Source organism: Pseudomonas sp. NPDC008258, assembly GCF_042956345.1.
Classification (GTDB): Bacteria; Pseudomonadota; Gammaproteobacteria; order Pseudomonadales; family Pseudomonadaceae; genus Aquipseudomonas.
The window spans coordinates 303,235-305,848 of sequence record NZ_JBIBGE010000002.1 but is presented as its reverse complement, the minus strand read 5'-3'; the positions used below and the strand labels follow the sequence as shown (position 1 = coordinate 305,848).

2 protein-coding genes and 1 tRNA gene are annotated in these 2,614 nt (G+C 58.3%); 1 reads left to right on the top strand and 2 read right to left on the bottom strand.

Annotated features, from left to right (window positions below):
- A partial coding sequence (locus ACFY9W_RS02885) for a transposase (protein WP_391125451.1) occupies window positions 1-462 on the top strand: 462 nt, incomplete at its 5' end.
- 169 nt (window positions 463-631) lie between these two features.
- Here ACFY9W_RS02885 and mgtE read toward each other — a convergent pair.
- Together mgtE and ACFY9W_RS02875 are read right to left on the bottom strand one after the other, a co-directional pair.
- Window positions 632-2,074, bottom strand: a complete 1,443-nt coding sequence (gene mgtE, locus ACFY9W_RS02880; protein WP_391125448.1) for a magnesium transporter — start codon at window positions 2,072-2,074, stop codon at window positions 632-634.
- Between the two features lie 400 nt (window positions 2,075-2,474).
- Window positions 2,475-2,551: transfer RNA gene (locus ACFY9W_RS02875), tRNA-Arg, on the bottom strand.
- Window positions 2,552-2,614: the final 63 nt, after the last annotated feature.

Here is a 2,614-nt window from a genome sequence, read left to right as displayed (position 1 = left end):
GTAGAGCTTTCACTGGAAAAACAACTACGTGCAGTGATCAAGAAGCTGGGGCTTTCCGATCAACTGCGCCGCGTCCAGAAGCTTCCCGGTGTAGGGTTCCTAACGGCTGCCGGCCTGGCGATGTCCTTCATGCGCGGCGAGTTCAAGAACAGCGATGCCTTTGTCGCTTATCTAGGTCTGGATGTGACGGTTGCCCAATCCGGCAAATGGTCGGGCAGAGGGAAGTTGAGCAAGCGTGGAGACTCGGAGGTCCGCAGACTTCTGTACAACGCCTCGATGAGCGGCAGCCGAACCAAGACTTGGTCGCAGTTTTACGCCCATCATCAAGCACGCGGGAAGAAAACCACACAAGCCTTGGTAATCCTTGCACGTCGCTTGGCTCGGCTGGCCTTCGGCCTGATGAGGCATGAGGCTGACTGGAAGCCCGAGATATATACCGGAGGTGCCAAGCTGGCCAGCTGAGGCTGGGGCTGCTACGCAGCCCACCCGAACTGACGGGCAGCACCCGATGCTGGAGAGAAATTCTCTGGCAGGCTGATTCGTGCCTGGATGTTGCTGAGAGAGGCCGTGGGCTTTTCTACTGAAAATTTGCCTCCGGCCATAGAATCTCCCACAGGGATTGTGTATGGGCTTAGAGAAGGAACAACGTAGCCAGGCCAAGGAAGATGAAGAAGCCGCCACTGTCGGTTACGGCCGTGATCATCACACTGGCACCCATTGCCGGGTCGCGCCCCAGACGGGCCAGGGTCATCGGGATAAGCACGCCCATCAGCGCCGCCAGCAACAGGTTCAAGGTCATCGCTGCGGTCATTACCACGCCCAGCGACCAGCTGCCATACAACCAGAACGCCACCGCACCAATCACCCCGCCCCACACCAGGCCGTTGATCAGCGACACCGCCAGTTCCTTGCGCATCAGGCGGCTGGTATTGCCCGGCGACACCTGGTCCAGCGCCATGGCGCGGACGATCATGGTGATGGTCTGGTTGCCCGAGTTGCCACCAATACCCGCAACAATCGGCATCAATGCAGCCAACGCCACCAGCTTCTCGATCGAGCCCTCGAACAGGCCGATCACCCGCGAAGCCAGGAAGGCGGTAATCAGGTTGATCGCCAGCCATGCCCAACGGTTGCGGAACGAGCGCCAGACCGAGGCAAAGATGTCTTCCTCTTCACGCAGACCCGCCATGTTGAGGACTTCGCTCTCGCTCTCCTCGCGGATCAGGTCGACCATTTCGTCGATGGTCAGTCGGCCGATCAGGCGTTCGCCCTTGTCTACTACGGGCGCCGATACCAGGTCATAACGTTCGAAGGCTTGTGCCGCGTCGTAAGCATCTTCCTCGGGCTGGAAGGACACCGGGTCGGTCGCCATGACCTCCGCCACCTTCTTCTCCGGGTCGTTGACCAGCAGGCGCTTGATTGGCAACACCCCCTTGAGGATGCCGTCGTAATCGACCACGAACAGTTTGTCGGTATGGTTGGGCAGCTCTTTCAGGCGGCGCAGGTAGCGCAGCACCACTTCCAGGCTGACGTCTTCGCGGATGGTGACCATCTCGAAGTCCATCAGCGCACCGACCTGCTCCTCGTCGTAGCTCAGCGCCGAACGCACGCGCTCGCGTTGCTGGGCATCGAGGGTTTCCATCAGTTCATGGATAACGTCGCGCGGCAGCTCAGGGGCCAGGTCGGCCAGCTCGTCGGCGTCCATTTCCTTGGCGGCGGCCAACAATTCGTGATCGTCCATGTCGGCGATCAGCGATTGACGAACCGAATCGGAAACTTCAAGCAGGATGTCGCCATCGCGGTCCGAGCGCACCAGCTGCCAGACCGTCAGGCGGTCTTCCAGGGGCAAGGCTTCGAGAATGTAGGCGATGTCGGCGGGGTGCAGGTCATCGAGCTTGCGCTGCAACTCGACGAGGTTCTGGCGGTGGACCAGGTTTTCTACCAGGTCGTTGTGCGCGCCTTCCTGGCGGTGGGTAAGGTCTTCGACCACGCGCTGACGCTGCAGCAGTTCGACCACCTGGGCCAGGCGATCCTGCAGGCTTTCTTGCGCTTTTTTTACTTCTACTTCAGTCATAGGCGAACTCCACTCCCAGCAGCGGAGCACGCCGGGAGAATCAATCGGTCAGATCTTTCTGTATGAATCTTGTTAGCGAGTAACTACTGGGTAAGTCCATGGTGGTTTTCCACAAGCCCCGGCGGGGCTGACGGGCGCAATCATACACTGCTAAAGCTGTCAGATCGCTTAAATTTTTGGCCATAACAATCGTTTGCGCGATAAAGCTAGGACAACGCTCGAAGCTATCAGTGCGACGGTTGTCAGGGATGGGAAAGCACAATTGATTTTGCGTTCGCTCAGCGGCGCGGCAAGGCTACAGCACAATCGTTACAGAAGAGCGTAGATCGACATGACCAACAATTCATTGGCGCAGAAAAACAAAAAGCCCGCTCAATTGAGCGGGCTTTTTGTTTGGGTATGGCGGACTCAGCAGGATTCGAACCTGCGACCGCTCGGTTCGTAGCCGAGTACTCTATCCAGCTGAGCTATGAGTCCGTGGTGGTAGTTTTAGACCAGGTTACCACTGGTTGACTGAAGCAGCTTTGCAAGCAGAGCCAC

Excerpts from the sequence above, each read along its gene's own strand:
- mgtE (WP_391125448.1), bottom strand. The coding sequence starts at position 2,074 with ATGACTGAAGTAGAAGTAAAAAAAGCGCAAGAAAGCCTGCAGGATCGC.